This is a genomic window from Streptomyces sp. NPDC000941 (assembly GCF_053599555.1).
In genome coordinates this window covers 1-17,908 of sequence record NZ_JBSFMM010000223.1, presented here as the reverse complement: position 1 = coordinate 17,908, position 17,908 = coordinate 1, and the positions used below count along the sequence as shown (strand labels likewise).

Below are 17,908 nucleotides of genomic sequence, written 5' to 3'. Positions count from 1 at the left end.
CCCGCGCCGCGGGCGCGGGCGACCAGGACGGTGGTGCCGCTGCCGGCCATCAGGATCAGGCCGAGGGCCAGGTTCTCGACGTTGGTGGCCACGGCCACGGCGGCGACGGCCGGTCCGCCGAGGCGGGCCACCCACACCATGTTGACAATCCCGGCGACCACACCGGCCAGCAGCTCACCGTAGACCGGGCACGCCAGGCCCACGAGTCTGCGGCGGTGTTCCCTCGGCAGCGACACTACGTCCCCTCTCAGTGCGCGTACCTCTAATCGAGGTACCGCGATGAGAGGTACCATGACGCAGGCGAGTGGGCAAGTGAAAGGACGTCTCCCAAGGTGCTCGAGCTGTCGATCCTCGGCTTCCTGTACGACCAGCCGCTGCACGGCTACGAGCTCAAGGAGCGCATCAAGGCCCTGAGCGGCCATGTCCGCCCGGTGAGCGACGGTGCGCTCTACCCGGCGATCACCCGGCTGACCAAGGCCGGTCTGCTGGACCAGCGCACCGAACCGGGCGCGAGCGCCGCCCCGCGCCGGGTGCTGTCCCTCACCGACGCGGGCCGCGCCGAGCTGCTGGCCCGGCTGCGTACGCCCAAGGACGTGGAGATCACCGACGGCCAGCGGTTCTTCACGCTGCTCGCGTTCCTCGGCCGGCTGCCGGACCCGGCCGAGCAGGCGGCCGTGCTACGGCGCCGCCAGGCGTTCCTGGACGCCCCGTCGAGCTTCTTCTACGAGGGCGGCGAGCCGGTGCGCGCGGAGCGGGCCGGGGACGTCTTCCGGGAGGGGATGCTGCGGATCGCCCGCGCGACCACCGCGGAGGAGCGGCGGTGGCTCGCGGAGGCGCTGGACCAGTTGGAGACGAGCTAGCCGAGTTGCGCGGCCAGGTACTTGCGCCACAGGTCGGTGAACTCGGCCAGGTTCGTGCCCAGCACCTCGCCCAGCGCGGACTCCACCGACCCCTTACGTTCCGGGGCGGCGCCCACCGCGCGGTAGAACTCGACCAGCTTCCCCTGGCCCCACTTCTCCGCGATCAGCCGACAGGCCAGCCAGCCCTCCTCGTACGCCTGGGACAGGACGTCGGCGCTGCCGCCGAAGCCGAAGGCCTTGTCGTCCGGGAGGGCGTCCGGGAGGCGGCCTGACGCGACGGAGCGGGCCAGTTCGGGGGCCACCTCGCGCGGGGTGCGGCCGGTGCCGAGGTAGCCCGTCCAGTCGGCGAAGCCCTCGGAGAGCCACATCGGGGTGGCGGGGCTGGTGGCGGTGCGGGTGGCCACATGGGCCGTCTCGTGGGTGATCACGACGCGCCGGCCGAAGTCGCCGAGGACCTGGTATGCCTCGGGGTTGACGATGACGCGGTCGGCGGCCTCGCGATGGCCGCCCCCCGCCTCGCCGGTGGTGACGGCCGCGATACCGCGGTAGCCGCTCGCGGACGAGCCCAGCAGGGCGGCCATCCGGTCCAGGGAGGCGGGGACCTGTACCACCACCCGCCCGGCCCAGGGGTGCGGCCATGCCTTCCGCAGGACGGCCACCGCCCGGTCCGCGCCGTCCGCCAGTTCGCGCAGCCGCCGCCGGTCCTGGCCCACGCCGAGGACGAGGCTGTGCGCACCGCGTACGGCGGTCACCGCGCCCTGGTCCCACAGCTGCACGGAGGTGCGACGGCCGTCCTCCTCGCCGTCGTCGGAGGCCACGTACCAGCGCCCGTTCCGCTGGGCGAGGGTCAGATACTCCTCGGCGACGACCGGCACGGTGTCGTATCCGGAGAGCCGGTAGCGCAGCTCGACCTGGGCGGCGAGGCGGCGGCCCTCGCCCAGCCCGGGGTCGAAGCCGCCGGTGTCCATCAGGTGGTAGGTCCAGGAGCGCACCGGTACGGCGGCCAGGTTGGCGAACATCCGGCGCTGCTCGGCCAGATAGCGGGCGGAGCGCCGGTCGACGGTGGCGAGGAAGGCGCTCGCGTCGCGCTCCCGGACCGCCGCGGCCCGCCGGTCCAGCAGCTGCTGGACGGCCCGCCCGTCCCGCCCCGCGGCGTCGTCGGGGCCCTGGGCGGTGCCGCAGCCGGTGAGCGCGACTGCCATCAGGGCGCACAGCGCGGCCAGGCACAGCGCCGCCCATCGCCCGGAACGCCGCCCGGCCCACCATCTGCCCGTCCGCCGTCCGCCCGGCCACCGCCTACCCGCCACGTCGTAGATCGTACGAGGCTCGCGGTTCGTAATCAGGTGCGCTAATCAGACACGTGTGGTGGCATCAGACACGTGTGATGGCCGAAATCGGCATCATCCCGACCGGGTCGTAGCGCACCCGCGCCCCCGGGTGGGGCGCGTGGATCACCTGGCCGTTGCCCGCGTAGATCCCGACGTGGCCCGCGTCGGAGCGGTAGACCACCAGATCGCCGGGGCGGATATGGCTCAGCGACACCGGGTGTCCGGCGGACGCCTGCTGCTGCGAGGTGCGCGGGATCGCCACCCCGGCCCGCCCGTACGCCCACTGGGTCAGCCCGGAGCAGTCGAAGGCGGTGGGCCCGGCCTGCCCCCACGCGTACGGCTGACCCACCGCACGGCGCGCGGCCTCGAGCGCGGCGGCGGCGCGCGGCGAGGACGGCGGCAGCTCGGGCACGCCCACCGCCCGGGACATCCCGGGCGAGCCCTGCAGATAGGCCGCGCGCTGGGCGGCCGGCAGGGCGTTGAACAGCCGGCGCGCCGTGGCGAGCTTGTGCCGTACGGCCCGCTTGTGGCGGATGACGACCTTGCGGCTGTGCTCCAGCCGGGCGAGCCTGGCGGCCGCCTCCGCGCGCTGCTGGCGCAGCGTTCGCTGGGCGCTCTCGAAGACCCGTAGCTGCCCGGCCTGCCGCTTGCCGATCCGTTGGAGGGTGGCGGCCTTGTCGAGGTAGTTGGCGGGGTCCTCGGAGAGGATCAGCGCGAGGCCGGGGTCGACCCCGCCGGACCGGTACTGCCCGCCCGCGAGTGCGGCGAGCGCCACCCGCATCCGGTTCAGCCGTTCCTGGCCGCGGGCGACGCGGTCCTGGAGCTGGTCGACCTGGCGGCGCAGCCCTCGGGCGTGCGCCTCGGCCGCGTTGTAGCGCTCGGTCGCCCGCTCCGCCTGCGCGTACAGCAGCTCCACCGCGCCGACGGTGGCGTGCGGAGCCGTGGCATGCGGGGCCGCGGTGTCAGAGGCGGGGTCGTGCGGTTCGGCGCCGGCCGGCACCGCCGTCAGCACCGCCGCAGAGGCCACGGCGGCCGAGGCGGCGGCCAGCACGGTCAGGGAACCAGGCCGCGAGGAACCGGACCGAGAGGAACCGGACCGAGGGGAACGGCGACAAGACGCCATGGGAAGCCGCACTCCCTTCCGCTGTATCGGGAAGTCCGCTATGTCGGAACTGCGCGCAGACAGTAGCCGTACGAACACGCACGGTCCAAGAAGCGTGGCGGGTACACAAGGCGACGCCCCACCGGAGACGCAGGTCACCGGCGGGGCGGACGCTCAGCGGAAGTTGTCGGGCTTCCCCGAATTCCCCCGAACGGACGGTTCGGGTACGACGGGGATCAGATCCGGACGCCGAACATGAACGGCATGTTGTCCATCGACTCGTAGCGCACATTCGCCCCGGGCTTGGGGGCGTGCAGCACCTGGCCGTTGCCCGCGTACAGCCCTATGTGGTGCAGGTCGCCGTAGAAGAGCACCAGGTCGCCCGGCTTGAGCTGGCTGCGGCTTATGCGGGTGCCGGCGTTGGCCTGGTCCTGCGAGATACGCGGCAGGGAGGCGCCGGCCTGCGAGTACGCCCAGCCGGTGAGCCCGGAGCAGTCGAAGGAGGACGGCCCGGTCGCGCCCCAGACGTACGGCGAGCCTATCTTCGTCTTGGCGGCCGCCAGCGCGGCGGCGGCGATCTGCGAGTCGGGCACGTCGTTGCCCAGGTCGACCCGCTCGTTGGAGCGGTTGGCGCGCTCCTGCTCCTTGGCGGCGAGCGCGGCCCGCTCCTGGGCGGTGAGGGTGTTCAGGAGCTGCTGGGCCTTGGAGAGCTTGCCCTGGATCTCCTTCTTCTTCTCGCCCAGCGCCTTACGGGTGTCCTCGAGGTCCTGGAGCTTCGTGGACGCCTCTTGGCGCTGCTGCTTGAGCGTGCGCTGCTTGTCCGCGATCTTGCGCAGCGACTCGGCCTGCTTGCCGGTCAACTGGCTGAGCGTGGAGGCCTTGTCGAGGTAGGTGTCCGGGTCGGAGGAGAGCAGCAGCTGGACGGAGGGGTCGATGCCGCCGGTGCGGTACTGGGCGGTGGCCATCGAACCGAGGCCGTTGCGGAGCTTGTTCAGCTCCTCCTGGCCGCGGGCCACCTTGTCCTGGAGTTCGCCGGTCTGCTTCTCCAGCTTTTCCTTCTTCTCCTTGGCGCCGTTGTACTTCTCGGTCGCCCCCTCCGCCTCCTCGTAGAGCTTGTCGACCTGCTCCTTGACGTCCTTCTTGTCCGCCTTGGGCGCGGCCTGTGCGGCCTGGGAGGTGAGGGCGACGGCCGCAGCGGCGGTCGCGGTGAGGACAGTTACCCGAGTGCGGCTCGGCTGCTTGGGTCGACGGTGGGACGCCACGGGGGCGAGCTCCTTCTTCCTCGAGCCGCCTACCGGGTGAGTGGGGGTCAAGACCCCGGCTCCGCGGAATGCAGCGCACGCGGACTCGGCGGTACCCCCGCTGATATCCCCGATGGATGATCAACCGCGCGGAGGTTCGAGCCGACCTTAGTGACCTCGTCGTGATCCGTTCAAATCCCATCGACAAAAAAGTCGGTCTTCGAGCGCATCTTTTACAAACATCACACATACCGTAACGGTCGGTTGACGCTCCGCAGGCGACAACGGCCATACGAGCGCCACCCGACGCGTCGTACGGAATCACTTAAGTACGCGCGAGCCGCTTGAGCAACAGCGCGGACGACACCGGTCGCGCCCCGGCCTTGGCCACCCCGTCGGCCACCTCGCGGTCCGTCGAGACCACGACCACCGGCCGGCCCGGCGGCTCGGCCCGCACCAGCTGCCTGATCAGCTCGTCCGCGGTCACCCCCGGCTTGCTGAACAGCACCCTCACCCCGCGCGGCGGCGCCAGCAGCACCGGCGCCGCCAGCTCCGCCCCGTCGAAGACACAGGTCATCTCGGCGCCGGACTGGGCCGCCAGCACCGCAAGACCGCCCAACAGCCGCAGCCGCTGCTTGTCCAGCGGCATCGTCGGATAGCCGGTCTTGGTGACGTTGTAGCCGTCCACCACCAAATGGGCCTGGGGCAGCGCCAGCAGCTGGTCCAGCAGCGCGGGGTCCATCTCCGACAGCGCCCTGGTCGCTATGTCCCGCGGCGTCATCTTGCCCGGCTGCACCGCGTCCACCGCGTCCGCCGGGCGCATCGACGCGGGCGGCAGCGCCAGTTCGCGCCGCAGCCCCTGCGCCGCTTCCAGCACCGTGTCCAACAGCAGCCGTACCCGCATGTCCTCGACGCTGCGCCCCTCGCGGGCCGCCCGCCGGCTGGCCTCCAGCGCCGACTCGGTCTCCGCGAGCCGGGCCCGCAGCCGCCGCGCCTCGCCCTCCGCCGTGGCCTGCCGCACCGCGGCCGCCGACCGTACGGACTCCAGCTCGGAGGCGGCCTTGCGCAGCGCCGCCTCGCCGCGCTTGACGTCGCTGAGCGCGCTGCGCAGCTTCCGGTGCAGCGCGTCCGACTCCTTACGGGCCGCCTCCAGCTCGCCGCGGGACCGCTCGGCCTCCGTACGCGCCGCCGCCCTCGCCTCGGCCAGCTCCTCGCGCAGCCGCCGCAGTTCGCGCTCCGCCTCCTCGCCGGCCCGCTCGGCGGAGACCCGCTGCGCCTCCTCGCCCGCGGCCTCGACCAGCTTGACCCAGCCGACCGGCCGCAGCACGAAGGCCAGCGCAGCAACGTCCTCCGGATCGGCGGCGGCCGGCGGCGAACCGCCCTCGACGGCCTCGGCGAGCTCCTGCTGCGTCTCCCGCAGCCGCCCCGCGATCCGCTGCCGGAAGACCGGATCGGACTCCACGGCGGCGGCCATCGCATTGCCCGCGAACTTCGCCCGGCGGGTCGGGGTGAAGCGGGCGTACTGCCGCAGCTGGGCGGGCAGCTCGGTGACCGTCAGCCCTCCGAAGGCATCCGCCACCAGGGCCACGACCCGGCGCCTGACCCCCTCCGGCAGGGGGCGGTCGAGCGCCTCGGCGGCGCCCTCGGCGTCACCGGCCGACGCGGGGTCGCCCGTCCGCTCCACCACCTGTCATCGCTCCGTTCTCAGGCGCTCGCGCTCGCACCCGGACGGTCGACCAGCTCGATCTGGTCGACCGCGTTGCACCAGCGGCAGCGCACCGACTCAATGGTCTCACTGACCACCTCGCGTTCCTCGATCCTCGGCTCCCCGCCCAGGTCGAGATGGACGTACTCGACAGCCTTCGTCGAACGCGTCACATCGAACCGGGTCAGGTTGCCGCACAGAGTGCAGCGCCAGCGAGTCTCGGCTGTCGGCAGGGGCACGGCCATTGGGTCATCGTCCTCACTGTCTTGGTCGCCTTGCTTCCACTGTGGCACTTGGCGTGCTGTAACCCTACGGCCTGAGCCCTGCCCCGCGCCGGGGCCGGTGCGCTCCCCGGTCCCACCCGTGCGGCGGCGAGGCACTCTGGGCAGGTTGCGCCCGGTACGCGATGATCTGCCCATGATCGAGACGTCGGAGGGGCCCGGCCGCCGCCCCCTGATGACTTACGCCCTCATCGCGTCCTGCTGCCTGATCTTCGCCTTCGGACCGGCCTCCGGTCTCAACCCCGGCTACGGCACGGGAGGCGAGCTGCTGCGGGCCCAGACGGACTACTTCGAACGGTGGGGGGTGGTGCCCAGCGCGCTGTGGAGCGGCGCGCCCGCCGAACCGCTGACCCCGCTCACCGCGCTGTTCGTCCACGGCAACTGGCTGCACCTGCTCGGCAACATGCTGTTTCTCTACGTCTTCGGAGCCATGGCCGAGGAGCGCATGGGGCGGCTCCAGTTCGCGCTCTTCTACCTCGCCACCGGCTATCTGGCGCTGCTCGGCTACGCCGCGGCGCACGCCGACTCCAGCCAGACCCTGGTCGGCGCCTCCGGGTCCATCTCCGGGGTCCTGGGCGCCTTTCTGTGGCTGTTCCCCCGGGCCCGGGTGACCAGTCTCTTCCCGTTTCTGTTCTTCCTGCCGCTGCGCTTCCCCGCCTGGGTGGTGCTGATCTTCTGGTTCGCGCTGCAGTGGCTGGCCGCCCGCGCGGCCGACGACCGCCCCGGCGTCGCCTACCTCGCCCACCTCGTGGGGTTCAGCCTCGGGTTCCTCTACGCGTGGGCCCGCTTCGGGCGGACGACTAGAGTGAGCAGGGCAGTCAGGTCCAGCGAGGGAGAAAGCCAGCCGTGATCACTTCGATCGTGCTCATCAAGACCAGCGTGGACCAGATCCCCGAGATCGCCGAGCAGATCGCCGCGCTCGACGGTGTGAGCGAGGTCTACTCGGTCACCGGAGCGCACGATCTGATCGCGATGGTGCGGGTGGCCCGGCACGACGACCTCGCGGACGTCATCCCGGGCCGGATCAGCAAGGTGCCGGGCGTGGCCTCCACCGAGACCCATATCGCCTTCCGCACCTACTCCCAGCACGACCTCGAGGCCGCCTTCGCGATCGGCCTCGACGGCTGAGCCCCCTCGCGGGACGTCATCCGCGGTCCGGGACGCAGCGCCCGTCCTCGGTGCGGTAGCTCCACTTCGCACCGTCCCGGACCAGTTCCTTCACCGCGCCGACGAACCGCTCGACGTGCTCGTCCGGGGTTCCCGCGCCGAAGCTGACCCGGATCGCGTTCAGCGACCGCTCCCCCGGCGCGGCCTCCGGGGCCCCGCACTCGCCCGCCTCCCCGGGCTCGCCGCCCAGCAGCGTGCGCACCAGCGGATGCGCGCAGAACAGGCCGTCGCGTACGCCGATGCCGTACTCCGCGGAGAGCGCGGCCGCGAAATGCGAGCTGTTCCAGCCCTCCACGACGAACGAGATGACGCCCACCCGGGGCGCGTCATCCCCGAACAGCGACAACACCCGCACCTCGGGCACCTCCGCCAGCCCCGCGCGGACCTTGCCGATCAGCTCCCGCTCCCGCGCCACCAGGGACTCGAACCCGGCCTCGGTCAGCGCCTTGCAGGCCGAGGCGATCGCGTACGCCCCGATGACATTCGGCGAACCGGCCTCGTGCCGGGCCTCGGTGGTGTGCCACTCCACATCCACCCCACCGTCATCCTGACGGGCCACCTTGCGGCTGGCGCCGCCGCCCGCCAGATACGGCCGGGCCTCCCGCAGCCAGTCCGCCCGCCCCGCCAGCACCCCGGCCCCGAAGGGCGCGTACAGCTTGTGCCCGGAGAACGCGACCCAGTCGACGTCCAAGGCCGCGATGTCCACCGGGTGATGCGGGGCCAGCTGCGCGGCGTCCAGCACGATCCGGGCGCCGTACGCATGGGCCACCTCCGCCAGTTCCCGCACCGGCCACAGCTCACCGGTCACATTCGAAGCACCGGTCACACACACCAGCGCGGCACCTGTGTTTGCCTCCGCCCGCCAGTCGGCCAGCGCCCGCTCCAGCGTCTCGACTGCCTGCCGCGGGGAGCGCGGCGCGCTCAGATAGCCGACCTCGACGCCTTCCCGCTGCTGCCACGGCAGCAGTGAGGCGTGGTGCTCCGTCTCGAACACGAACACCCGGGTGCCCTGCGGGAGGGCGGCGGCGAGGAGGTTGAGCGAGTCGGTGGTGGCGCGGGTGAAGATCACCTGATCGTCGGGGCGGCAGCCCAGGAAGGCGGCGACATCCCTGCGGCTGTTCTCGAACAGATCGGTGGAGAGCTGCGAGAGATACCCGGCCCCGCGGTGCACGCTGCCGTAGTACGGGGCGTAGGCCGCGATGTCGTCCCACACCCGCTGTAGGGCGGGAGCGCTGGCGGCGTAGTCCAGCGCGGCGTAGCTGACCTCGCCGCCGGTCACGAGCGGGACGAGGACATCGCGGCCGAGGACGGGCAGCGGGGAAGTGGTGGTGGTGGAGGTGCAAGCGGTGTCGGAGGCAGCGGCGGTCGCGGACATGGCGAAGTCTCCCGGGAAGACGAAGAGGTGAATGCGTCACGCGCACGCAGGCGGCAGCCCGCCGCAGGGCACGTGGAAAGGAAACTCACCGCACGGACGAGAACCGTGCGAAATGAGGAGAACCAAAGAAAAGCGGGCCGACGGCCCTAGCGCATTCGCTGCATCACGGAAGAACTCCCTCGACAACCAGGACCCCTGGGTTCCGCGAGGGGTCCGCGCTTGCCGCAGACCTCGTTGCCTGCGACCCGGTCATCACCCGGGGCACCCCGCCACGGACGGAGGGTTGCCGGACAGCGGGCCGGGGCCGTAGTCGCTGTCACTCGTGACCTGCGCAGGAGTATGCCATGCCCCACCACGAACCGAGACCCCTGTCCGCGATACGGACAGGGGTCTCGTGGGGCGTCTCGAGAATCGGGGCTACGCGTTCGTGGCCAGTACCCAGCGTTCCAGGGAGGCCCGGGCCGCGCCCGAGTCGATGGATTCGGCTGCCTTCTCCATGCCCGCCGCGATGCGCTCCGCGAGGGGCTTGCCGCCCGGGCCGCCCTCCAGGGCGACCAGGGCGGCCGCCGAGTTGAGCAGTACCGCGTCGCGGACCGGGCCGCGTTCCCCGGCCAGGAGGCGACGGGCGACGTCCGCGTTGTACGAGGGGTCGGCGCCGCGCAGGGCGTCCACCGGGACCAGGCCGATGCCGACGTCGCGCGGGTCGAAGGTCTCCTGGCGTACGGTGCCGCCCTCGACCACCCATACCTGGGAGGTCGAGGTGACGGTCAGCTCGTCGAGGCCGTCGTCGCCGCGGACGACCAGCGCGGAGGTGCCGCGCTCGGCGAGCACACCGGCCATGATGGGCGCCATCCGGGCGTCCGCGACCCCGGTGGCCTGGGCGCGTACTCGGGCCGGGTTGGTGAGCGGGCCGAGGAAGTTGAAGATGGTGGCGATGCCGAGTTCGCTGCGCGCGGTGCCGACATGGCGCAGCGAGGGGTGGAACTTCACCGCGAAGCAGAAGGTGATGCCGGCTTCTTCCGCGACCTCGGCCACCCGCCTCGGGCTCAGGTCCAGGTTGACGCCGAGCTTGGCGAGGACGTCGGAGGAGCCGCTGGCGGAGGACGCGGCGCGGTTGCCGTGCTTGACGACCTTCGCTCCGGTGCCCGCCACCACGAGGGCCGACATGGTGGAGATGTTGACGGTCTTGGCCCGGTCGCCTCCGGTGCCGACGATGTCGACCGTCTCCCCGGGCACCTCGATCACGTTCGCATGCTCGTACATCGTGCGGACCAGACCGGACACCTCCGCCACGGTCGCGCCCTTGGCGCGCAGCGCGACCGCGAAGCCGGCGATCTGTGCGTCGCTGGCCTCGCCGCGCATGATCCGGTCCATGACCCAGGCGGTGTCGTCGGCGGTGAGGTCGTGGCCGAGCAGCAGCGAGTCGAGTACGTCCGGCCAGGTGCGGGCCGTCGCGCGGTTGTCGCCTCCGGCTGGGGTCACAACGTCCATGGTCCGCTCCTGGATCTCGGCTGGGCAGGGATGGGTCCGCGCAGTTCCGTGCAGTTCAGCTGTGCAGCGGCTGGCCCCTGGCAAGCCTATCGAGGCGGGCGGGGCACGCGGTCCCGTGCCCGGGTCCCGGACAGCCGAACAAAGCCAAGGGCCCCGGACCGGACCGTGTGGTCCGGGCCGGGGCCCTGGTGTGTGGCGTACAGCTGAGGTGTTCGCTCAGAGATCAGTGGTGGCCGTGGCCGCTGGTGATCTCCTTGTACTCCTCGGCGGTCGGCTTGGGGATCACGTTGTCCTCGCCGTAGTAGCCCTTGGACAGCTTGGCCCGGAGCTTCTGCGAACCCTTTATCTTCCGGCGGACACCGTTCTCGTCCACCGCGGGGCCGACCTCGTACGGCTCGGGCTGGTCATGCTGGGTGAGCTTGTGCAGGTCCTCCTGCGACAGCGGCTGGTGCACCTCGACGAACTCGCCGTGCGGCAGCCGCTTGATGATGCCGGTCTCGCGGCCGTGCAGCACCTTGTCCTTGTCGCGCCGCTGCAGACCCAGGCAGATCCGCTTGGTGACGATGAAGGCCAGCACCGGTCCGGCGAAGAAGCCGATCCGGACGAACCAGGTGATCGAGTTGATCGACAGATGGAAGCTGGTGGCCCACAGGTCGTTTCCACCACCGACCAGCATCACCAGGTACGCGGTCAGCCAGGCGACACCGAAGGCGGTACGGGTCGGGGCGTTGCGCGGGCGGTCCAGGATGTGGTGCTCGCGCTTGTCGCCGGTGATCCAGGACTCGATGAAGGGGTAGACCCCGATCGCGAACAGGACCAGCGGGAAGAGCACGATCGGGATGAACACGCCCAGGACGAGCGTATGGCCCCAGGCGTTGATCTCCCAGCCGGGCATCACTCGGACCAGACCCTCGGCGAAGCCCATGTACCAGTCGGGCTGGGCGCCGGTGGACACCTGGTCAGGACGGTACGGTCCGATGGCCCAGATCGGGTTGATCGTGGCGACCGCGGAGAGGATCGCGATCACACCGAAGACCAGGAAGAAGAACCCGCCCGCCTTGGCCATGTAGACCGGCAGCAGAGGCATGCCGACGACGTTCTTCTCGGTCTTGCCGGGGCCCGGGTACTGCGTGTGCTTGTGGTAGAAGACCAGGATCAGGTGCGCCACCAGCAGGCCGAGCATGATGCCCGGCAGCAGCAGGACGTGGACCGGGTAGAGCCTGGGGATCAGGTCCATCCCGGGGAACTCTCCGCCGAACACGAACATCGAGATGTAGGTGCCGACGACCGGGATCGACAGGAACACGCCCTCGATGAACCGCAGACCGGTGCCGGAGAGCAGGTCGTCGGGGAGCGAGTAGCCGGTGAAGCCGGTCAGCATGCCGAGGAAGAACAGCAGGAAGCCGAACAGCCAGTTGATCTCGCGCGGCTTGCGGAACGCGCCGGTGAAGAAGACGCGCATCATGTGCACGAGCATCGCGGAGAGGAAGACCAGCGCGGCCCAGTGGTGGATCTGCCGGATCAGCAGACCGCCACGCACCTCGAAGCTGATGTCGAGCGTCGAGGCGAACGCCTCGGACATCCGCACGCCCTGCATCGGGACGTACGGGCCGTGGTACACGACCTCTTCCATGCTGGGGTGGAAGAACAGCGTCAGATACACACCCGTGAGGATGATGATGATGAAGCTGTAGAGCGCGACCTCACCCAGCATGAAGGACCAGTGGTCCGGGAAGATCTTGCGCATATTGGCCTTGGCGAGGCTGTAGATGCCCAGCCGGCCGTCCGCCCAGTCGGCGACGCGCTCGCCCGCGGGGGCCTTGCGGCCTCGCGCTTGCGTTTCAGTTGCAGTACTCATCCGCGCTCCCAGAATGCAGGACCGACGGGCTCCGCGAAGTCGCCCTTGGCTTCCAGGTAACCGTCCTTGTTGACGCCGATCCGCAGCTGCGGCAGGGCGTGCCCGGCCGGACCGAAGATCACGCGGCCACCGTCGGAGAGGTCGAACGTCGACTGGTGGCACGGGCACAGGACGTGGTGCGTCTGCTGCTCGTACAGGTTGATCGGGCAGCCGACGTGGGTGCAGATCTTCGAGAACGCGACGATGCCGTCGTGCGACCAGTCCAGCTCGCGCTTGTCCTTGATGTTCTCCGGCTGCAGCCGGACCAGCATCAGGGCCGCCTTGGCGATCTGTGTCTGGAAGTCGTGGTCCGACTCGTGCATGCCCTCGGGCATGGCGAAGGCGAGCGAGCCGACCACGATGTCCTCGGGACGCAGCGCCCCACCGGTGTTGTAGTTCATCAGGCGCTTGCCCTTGGCCCACTTGGTGTGCCGGAGCTTGTCCTGCGGCAGCGGGCCGAGGTCGCGCAGCAGCACCAGGCCGGCCAGCGGCACCAGGGTCAGCGCGCCGAACAGGGTGTTCCGGGCCAGCTTCCGGCGGCCGAAGCCGGACTCGGCGGCGCCTGCCGCGAAGTCCTCCAGGACCTTCGCCTTGACCTCGGGCGCGGCCTCGATCGGGTGACGCTCGTCGGCGACCTCCACATCGGACATCAGGGTGCGGGCCCAGTGGACCGCGCCCGCGCCGATGGTGAACAGCGCGATGCCGAGGGTCAGGCCGAGCGAGAAGTTCAGCGCGCTGATGTGGCCGAGCGGGAAGACATAGATGATCTTGTCGACCGGGAAGGCCACATACGAGGCGATGAAGGCGACCGTCGCCACCATCGAGACCGTGAACAGCAGCGCGATCGTGCGCTCGGAGCGCCTCGCGGCGCGCTCGTCGATGTCCTGCTGACGGTGCTCGTGCGGGGGCAGACCCGGGTCGGCGAACGGATTGCCGGCCGCCTCTACCTCGCCGCCCCCTTCCTGCTCGTGTGGCAGGTTTTCGTCTGGTTGTGAAATGTCGTGGCTACTCATGACTTCTTGGCCTTTGCGGTCCGGGCGGCGACCCAGATGGTCAGGACGATCATGGCACCCATACCGAAGACCCAGCCGAACAGACCCTCACTGACCGGGCCCAGGCCGCCGATCTCCATACCGCCGGGCGTCTCGCTCTTGTCGCTGTTGACCGTGTCCAGGTAGGCGATGATGGCCTTCTTCTTCTCCTCCGGCATCACGGTGTCCGGGAAGGAGGGCATGTTCTGCGGGCCCGTCTGCATGGCCTCGTAGAGGTGCTTGGGGGACACGCCCTCGAGGGACGGCGCGTACTTGCCGTTGGTCAGGGCGCCGCCCTTACCGACGAAGTTGTGGCACTGCGCGCAGTTGGTCCGGAAGAGCTCACCGCCCTCGGCGATGTCCGCGCCCGCCGGGTTGTACTGCTCCTTGGTCGGCGTCACCGGGCCGGGGCCGAGCGAGGCGATGTACGCGGACAGCTGCTCGATCTGGGCGTTCGAGTAGATGTTCTTCTTCTTCGGCACCTGGGCGCCGGGCTGCTGCGCGGGCATACGGCCGGTGCTGACCTGGAAGTCCACGGCGGCGGAGCCGACGCCGACCAGGCTCGGACCGTCGGTCGTACCCTGACCGCCGGTGCCGTGGCAGGTGGCACAGCCGACGGCGTAGAGCTTCTTGCCCTCCTCGATGGCGAGGGACTGGGCGGAGCTGTCATCGGCCTTCGCCTCGCTCGGCGAAAACGCGGCGTACAGCCCCCCAGTGACCGCCAGCGCGAAGAGTAGGACGACGAGCGCAGCCAGCGGATGGCGCCGTCGTGCGGAGAGCTTTTTCACGGATTACCCCGGTGTCAGGATCTTCTGCGTCGATGCTTTGAGGACGTGGTGCCGGTGCGGCGACCGGATTTACTTGATCATGTAGATCGTGGCGAAGAGGCCGATCCAGACGACGTCGACGAAGTGCCAGTAGTAAGACACCACGATGGCCGCCGTCGCCTGCTGGTGAGTGAACCTCTTGGCCGCGTACGTCCTGCCCAGGACCAGCAGGAAGGCGATGAGACCGCCTGTCACATGCATGCCGTGGAAGCCGGTGGTCAGATAGAACACCGAGCCGTACGGGTCGGACGAGAGCGACAGGCCCTCGTGCTTGACCAGTTCGGTGTATTCGAAGATCTGTCCGCCGACGAAGATCGCGCCCATGATGAAGGTGATCACGAACCAGGCACGCAGCTTCTTCACATCACCGCGCTCGGCAGCAAAGACACCGAGCTGGCAGGTGAGAGAGGAGAGCACCAGGATCGTGGTGTTGGTCGCGGAGAACGGGAAGTTCAGCGCGGACGCCATTTCCTTCCAGTGCTCTGCGCCGGTCACCGATCGCAGGGTGAAGTACATCGCGAAGAGGGCCGCGAAGAACATCAGCTCGGAACTCAGCCAGATGATGGTTCCGACGCTGGTGAGGTTCGGCCGGTTGACCGACGGGTGCGCGTGCCCGGTATCTACTGCTGTTGCTGTCGCCACGACCGACATTATGTCGGTCGCTTATCCAGCCCTCACCTCCGGGGGTACCGTTCGGAGTGTCAAGGGCATCGATGCTGCTCGTACGGCCCGTTGCGAGCGGGGATCCGGCAGTTGCCGAGCACTTGCCGGCCGGTCCCCCGAAGGAAGGACGGGGTTGCACGCCCCCTCCTCCCCAGAGCTCTACCGGAGTAGCATCCGCGCCAGAAGTCCAACCACGTAACGCGGAGGAACGATGCAGCCGACCGCCACGGTGCTGGTCTACAGCGATGACGCGGGCACCCGCCAGCAGGTCCGGCTCGCGGCCGGGCGGCGGCCCGCCCCCGACGTCCCGCCCGTGGAGTTCGTGGAGTGCGCGACCCTCCCCGCCGTCCTCTCGGCGCTGGAGGACGGCGGTATCGACGTCTGCGTACTGGACGGCGAGGCGGTGCCCGCGGGCGGTATGGGGGTCTGCCGGCAGATCAAGGATGAGATCTTCCGCTGCCCTCCGGTTCTGCTGCTCATCGGCCGCCCGCAGGACGCCTGGCTGGCCACGTGGAGCCGTGCCGAGGCCGCGGTCACCCATCCGGTGGACCCGGTGGCCTTCGCGGACGCGCTGGCGGGGCTGTTGCGCCAGAAGCTCGCCGTGGACGCCTGACGCGTCAGCCTCTTGCACCGGGGCTCCTCCTACACCTGCGGCCGCAGCCTGGCCGACTCGGCCGTGGTGCCGCCGTCGGCCCGTGCGGAGGCCACGGCGCTGCCCGCGCGCCACTTGTCCCAGGCCATGTTCCAGTCGCCGAATCCGTTGTCGAACGTCGTCATCATCGCGCCGTGGCTGTTCACGACCTTGACGATGTCGCCGAGGCGCACGGTGTCGAAGAACCAGCGCGCGTTCTCGTTGCTCATCCCGGTGCAGCCATGGCTGACGTTGGCCGCTCCCTGCGAGCCGACGGACCAGGGGGCCGCGTGGACGTACTCACCGCTCCATGTCACCCGCGCGGCCCAGTGGACCAGCAGGTCGTAGGAGTTGCCGAGGCCGATGCTGGCGCCGGTCATCCGTACGGAGGACTCCTTGGCGAGGATCACCTTGATGCCGTTGCGGGTGTCGAAGCCGGGCATGCCGGTGGTGATCGGGATGGTACGGATCGCCTGGCCGTTCTTGAGCACCGTCATCTGGTGGGTGCCGGAGTCGGTGATGGCCTCGAGGCGGTCGGCGGTGTGCAGCCGCAGCGGCTTGGAGGCGGCGCCGTACAGGCCGTTCGCGACCCGGATGCCCTTGAGGTTGGCGTGCACGTCGATCGTGGCGTGCGCGGGCCAGTAGTCACGCGGACGGTAGTGCAGGGTCCGGTCGTCCACCCAGTGCCAGACGCCGTCCACCGCGGGCTGTGAGTCCACCTTCAGGGCGCGCTCGACGACGGCCCGTGCCGAGGCGTCCTTGACGGGCGCGCTGAGTGAGGCGGTGACGGGCTGCCCCACCCCGTAGGTGCCGGCGTCGGGGCCGAAGGTGACCCGCAGCTTGCTCTCGGCCCCCGTGGTGTCGAAGCCGATGGTCCGGCGCCCGGGCGCCCCGTCGGCGTCCTCGGTGCTCACCCGCAGCGTGTAGTGGGTTCCCGCGGCCAGGGGCACGGTGCTGCGCCAGCGCTTGCCGTCGGGCGTGAGCTCTCCGCGTACGTACCGCCCCGCGGAGTCGGTCGCCGTGACGTCGGTGATGCGGCTGTCGTCGCCCTTGGCCGTGACCTCAAGTGGCTTGTCGGGGTCGGCCTTGTGGGAGCCGCCCACGCCGTTGAAGGCGACCTGGTCGGCCGCGTCGTACGGCTTGGCCGCCAACGGGTCCGAGGAGGGGCCGCCGCATCCGGTGAGCCCCGTCGCTATCAGGGGTGCCAGCAGCAGAGCGCAGCCGAGCACCGTCCGGGATCGGGGTGATCGAGGTGTGTGGCTCATGGTCACAAGCTAAGAAGACCGGTCCCGGACGGCTCGCGGAATGTGGCAGTCGGGTGAACCAGAGGGCTGGGGAGCCGGGAGGGGACGACGAAGCGGGGCCCGGACACCTGGAGAAGGTGTCCGGGCCCCGCTTCAACGAGCTCCGGTGGCTGACCGGTTACTGGTTCTGGTTCTCACCGCGGTAGTACTCGAACACCCAGCCGAAGAGACCGACCATGATGATCGGGGCCGAGAAGTACAGCAGCCACCAGCCGAAGATCACGCCCATGAAGGCCAGGGCGCCACCGATCGCCAGGGAGAGCGGCTGCCAGCTGTGCGGGGAGAAGAAGCCCAGCTCACCGGCGTCGTCCGCGACATCGGCGTCCTTGTTGTCCTGCGCCCCGACATCCACCCGGCGGGCGGTGAAGGCGAGGTAGTAGCCGATCATCACGCTCAGCCCGAAGGCCAGGAAGAGCGCGGTGGTACCGGCCGGCTCCTTCGACCACACGCCATAGACGATCGCCATGGCGAGGATGAAGACGGCGAGCCAGATGAAAAGTCGGCCTTGGACCTTCACTTGCCGGCCTCCTTGCCACCCACGAGGGCCTTGTCATCATCGGACGCGGCAGCCCCGTGGTTCTCGAGCTGGTCGAGGGCCGCGATCTCCGGGTGGTGCAGATCGAACGCCGGGGATTCCGAGCGGATACGGGGCAGCGTGACGAAATTGTGCCGCGGCGGCGGGCAGGAGGTCGCCCACTCCAGCGAGCGGCCGTAGCCCCACGGGTCGTCGACCTCGACCTTCTTGCCGTACTTGGCGGTCTTCCAGACGTTGTAGAAGAACGGCAGGATCGACAGACCGAGCAGGAACGAGGCGATGGTCGAGATGGTGTTCAGCGTGGTGAAGCCGTCGGCCGCCAGGTAGTCGGCGTACCGACGCGGCATGCCCTCGGCACCGAGCCAGTGCTGGACCAGGAACGTGCCGTGGAAGCCGATGAACAGCGTCCAGAAGGTGATCTTGCCCAGGCGCTCGTCCAGCATCTTGCCGGTGAACTTCGGCCACCAGAA

General features: G+C 70.1%; 19 protein-coding genes and 1 riboswitch. Of the genes, 4 read left to right on the top strand and 15 right to left on the bottom strand.

All coding sequences use genetic code 11. The features are described 5' to 3' along the window. Positions 1-236 (bottom strand): MATE family efflux transporter (locus ACWDSL_RS43600; RefSeq protein ID WP_450494022.1); only part of this gene is annotated, 236 nt, incomplete at its 3' end. Between the two features lie 96 nt (positions 237-332). Here ACWDSL_RS43600 and ACWDSL_RS43595 point away from each other — a divergent pair. Beyond that, a complete protein-coding gene (locus ACWDSL_RS43595) occupies positions 333-860 on the top strand; it encodes a PadR family transcriptional regulator (RefSeq protein WP_450494021.1) in 528 nt (175 codons plus the stop codon). Here the strand turns inward: ACWDSL_RS43595 and ACWDSL_RS43590 are convergent. The 5 genes from ACWDSL_RS43590 to ACWDSL_RS43570 form a co-directional block, all read right to left on the bottom strand. Then, positions 857-2,062, bottom strand: coding sequence for a hypothetical protein (locus ACWDSL_RS43590; RefSeq protein ID WP_450494024.1), 1,206 nt, complete (start codon positions 2,060-2,062; stop codon positions 857-859). The genes ACWDSL_RS43595 and ACWDSL_RS43590 overlap by 4 nt on opposite strands. 169 nt (positions 2,063-2,231) lie before the next feature. Beyond that, on the bottom strand, positions 2,232-3,311 hold the full coding sequence (locus ACWDSL_RS43585) for an NlpC/P60 family protein (protein ID WP_450494019.1): 1,080 nt from the start codon (positions 3,309-3,311) through the stop codon (positions 2,232-2,234). A gap of 215 nt (positions 3,312-3,526) precedes the next feature. Beyond that, the gene (locus ACWDSL_RS43580) at positions 3,527-4,552 is read right to left on the bottom strand and encodes an NlpC/P60 family protein (protein WP_450494017.1); all 1,026 of its coding nucleotides are present in this window, start codon (positions 4,550-4,552) and stop codon (positions 3,527-3,529) included. Between the two features lie 304 nt (positions 4,553-4,856). After that, positions 4,857-6,218: an NYN domain-containing protein gene (locus ACWDSL_RS43575; RefSeq protein WP_450494016.1), complete on the bottom strand. Its 1,362-nt coding sequence runs from the start codon at positions 6,216-6,218 to the stop codon at positions 4,857-4,859. 17 nt (positions 6,219-6,235) lie between these two features. Next, the gene (locus ACWDSL_RS43570; RefSeq protein WP_014180393.1) at positions 6,236-6,481 is read right to left on the bottom strand and encodes a hypothetical protein; all 246 of its coding nucleotides are present in this window, start codon (positions 6,479-6,481) and stop codon (positions 6,236-6,238) included. 172 nt (positions 6,482-6,653) lie between these two features. Between ACWDSL_RS43570 and ACWDSL_RS43565 the strand changes: the two genes are divergently transcribed. Beyond that, positions 6,654-7,367, top strand: a complete 714-nt coding sequence (locus tag ACWDSL_RS43565; RefSeq protein ID WP_450494014.1) for a rhomboid family intramembrane serine protease — start codon at positions 6,654-6,656, stop codon at positions 7,365-7,367. After that, positions 7,364-7,645, top strand: a complete 282-nt coding sequence (locus ACWDSL_RS43560) for an Lrp/AsnC ligand binding domain-containing protein (protein ID WP_089514181.1) — start codon at positions 7,364-7,366, stop codon at positions 7,643-7,645. Before ACWDSL_RS43565 ends, ACWDSL_RS43560 begins: the two co-directional genes overlap by 4 nt. A 16-nt stretch (positions 7,646-7,661) precedes the next feature. On the opposite strand, the gene ACWDSL_RS43555 is transcribed toward ACWDSL_RS43560, so the two are convergent. The 6 genes from ACWDSL_RS43555 to ctaE all read right to left on the bottom strand — a co-directional run bounded on the left by ACWDSL_RS43555 (position 7,662) and on the right by ctaE (position 14,956). Continuing rightward, positions 7,662-9,059, bottom strand: a complete 1,398-nt coding sequence (locus ACWDSL_RS43555; protein ID WP_450494011.1) for an aminotransferase class V-fold PLP-dependent enzyme — start codon at positions 9,057-9,059, stop codon at positions 7,662-7,664. 210 nt (positions 9,060-9,269) lie between these two features. After that, a riboswitch (SAM riboswitch) is annotated at positions 9,270-9,387 on the bottom strand. Positions 9,388-9,476: 89 nt separating this feature from the next. Continuing rightward, positions 9,477-10,550, bottom strand: a complete 1,074-nt coding sequence (gene trpD / locus ACWDSL_RS43550) for an anthranilate phosphoribosyltransferase (RefSeq protein WP_450494010.1) — start codon at positions 10,548-10,550, stop codon at positions 9,477-9,479. A 223-nt stretch (positions 10,551-10,773) separates the two neighbouring features. Continuing rightward, on the bottom strand, positions 10,774-12,408 hold the full coding sequence (gene qcrB, locus ACWDSL_RS43545) for a cytochrome bc1 complex cytochrome b subunit (protein WP_450494008.1): 1,635 nt from the start codon (positions 12,406-12,408) through the stop codon (positions 10,774-10,776). Beyond that, on the bottom strand, positions 12,405-13,460 hold the full coding sequence (gene qcrA, locus ACWDSL_RS43540) for a cytochrome bc1 complex Rieske iron-sulfur subunit (protein WP_450494006.1): 1,056 nt from the start codon (positions 13,458-13,460) through the stop codon (positions 12,405-12,407). The genes qcrB and qcrA overlap by 4 nt, the downstream gene beginning before the upstream one ends. Beyond that, on the bottom strand, positions 13,457-14,266 hold the full coding sequence (qcrC, locus tag ACWDSL_RS43535) for a cytochrome bc1 complex diheme cytochrome c subunit (RefSeq protein ID WP_358634466.1): 810 nt from the start codon (positions 14,264-14,266) through the stop codon (positions 13,457-13,459). Before qcrC ends, qcrA begins: the two co-directional genes overlap by 4 nt. A gap of 69 nt (positions 14,267-14,335) precedes the next feature. Beyond that, positions 14,336-14,956, bottom strand: a complete 621-nt coding sequence (gene ctaE, locus ACWDSL_RS43530) for an aa3-type cytochrome oxidase subunit III (RefSeq protein WP_089514187.1) — start codon at positions 14,954-14,956, stop codon at positions 14,336-14,338. Between the two features lie 223 nt (positions 14,957-15,179). Here ctaE and ACWDSL_RS43525 point away from each other — a divergent pair, with 223 nt between their 5' ends. After that, entirely contained in the window at positions 15,180-15,581 is a 402-nt protein-coding gene (locus ACWDSL_RS43525; RefSeq protein ID WP_358634468.1) for a DNA-binding transcriptional response regulator, read from the top strand. 29 nt (positions 15,582-15,610) lie between these two features. Here ACWDSL_RS43525 and ACWDSL_RS43520 read toward each other — a convergent pair whose 3' ends face one another. The 3 genes from ACWDSL_RS43520 to ACWDSL_RS43510 form a co-directional block, all read right to left on the bottom strand. Then, positions 15,611-16,864: an Ig-like domain-containing protein gene (locus ACWDSL_RS43520; protein ID WP_450494004.1), complete on the bottom strand. Its 1,254-nt coding sequence runs from the start codon at positions 16,862-16,864 to the stop codon at positions 15,611-15,613. Between the two features lie 157 nt (positions 16,865-17,021). After that, a complete protein-coding gene (locus ACWDSL_RS43515) occupies positions 17,022-17,420 on the bottom strand; it encodes a cytochrome c oxidase subunit 4 (protein WP_398526760.1) in 399 nt (132 codons plus the stop codon). Then, positions 17,417-17,908: cbb3-type cytochrome c oxidase subunit I (locus ACWDSL_RS43510; RefSeq protein WP_450494002.1), on the bottom strand; the 492-nt coding region annotated here is incomplete at its 5' end. The genes ACWDSL_RS43515 and ACWDSL_RS43510, both read right to left, overlap by 4 nt.

Excerpts from the sequence above, each read along its gene's own strand:
- ACWDSL_RS43590 (WP_450494024.1), bottom strand. The coding sequence starts at position 2,062 with ATGGCAGTCGCGCTCACCGGCTGCGGCACCGCCCAGGGCCCCGACGAC.
- ACWDSL_RS43585 (WP_450494019.1), bottom strand. The coding sequence starts at position 3,311 with ATGGCGTCTTGTCGCCGTTCCCCTCGGTCCGGTTCCTCTCGGTCCGGT.
- ACWDSL_RS43570 (WP_014180393.1), bottom strand. The coding sequence starts at position 6,481 with ATGGCCGTGCCCCTGCCGACAGCCGAGACTCGCTGGCGCTGCACTCTG.
- ACWDSL_RS43565 (WP_450494014.1), top strand. The coding sequence starts at position 6,654 with ATGATCGAGACGTCGGAGGGGCCCGGCCGCCGCCCCCTGATGACTTAC.
- ACWDSL_RS43555 (WP_450494011.1), bottom strand. The coding sequence starts at position 9,059 with ATGTCCGCGACCGCCGCTGCCTCCGACACCGCTTGCACCTCCACCACC.
- trpD (WP_450494010.1), bottom strand. The coding sequence starts at position 10,550 with ATGGACGTTGTGACCCCAGCCGGAGGCGACAACCGCGCGACGGCCCGC.
- qcrB (WP_450494008.1), bottom strand. The coding sequence starts at position 12,408 with ATGAGTACTGCAACTGAAACGCAAGCGCGAGGCCGCAAGGCCCCCGCG.
- qcrA (WP_450494006.1), bottom strand. The coding sequence starts at position 13,460 with ATGAGTAGCCACGACATTTCACAACCAGACGAAAACCTGCCACACGAG.
- ctaE (WP_089514187.1), bottom strand. The coding sequence starts at position 14,956 with ATGTCGGTCGTGGCGACAGCAACAGCAGTAGATACCGGGCACGCGCAC.
- ACWDSL_RS43525 (WP_358634468.1), top strand. The coding sequence starts at position 15,180 with ATGCAGCCGACCGCCACGGTGCTGGTCTACAGCGATGACGCGGGCACC.
- ACWDSL_RS43520 (WP_450494004.1), bottom strand. The coding sequence starts at position 16,864 with ATGAGCCACACACCTCGATCACCCCGATCCCGGACGGTGCTCGGCTGC.